Genomic DNA, 240 nt, shown 5'->3' on the forward strand with positions numbered 1-240 from the left:
GATTGTTCATGAGGATATCTCCTTGCTTGCATGGAGTGTCAGCTCAGACCCGTATACAGCTTGCCGTGAAGTATGGGAAACCGCCGTCACGGATCAACGCATCGGCGGGACGACCAGACTGCGGGAGCAGAAGCATTATCCGGAGCCTTTCCGCTATTTGGGCTGGTGCAGCTGGGAAGAATACAGGTTCGATATCAACGAAGAGATGCTGCTTCAGGCTGCCGACCGAATCGAGGAATC

At 54.2% G+C, this 240-nt stretch carries 1 protein-coding gene; it reads left to right on the forward strand.

Translation table 11 applies throughout. From position 1 onward, the window contains the following. Positions 1–22: 22 nt before the first annotated feature. Positions 23–240, forward strand: a 218-nt coding sequence (locus KVT27_RS25990) for a hypothetical protein (protein WP_217582314.1), incomplete at its 3' end; no start/stop codon positions are given.

The organism is Lysinibacillus sp. GbtcB16, assembly GCF_019091145.1.
In the GTDB taxonomy this organism is placed as follows: domain Bacteria; phylum Bacillota; class Bacilli; order Bacillales_A; family Planococcaceae; genus Lysinibacillus; species Lysinibacillus fusiformis.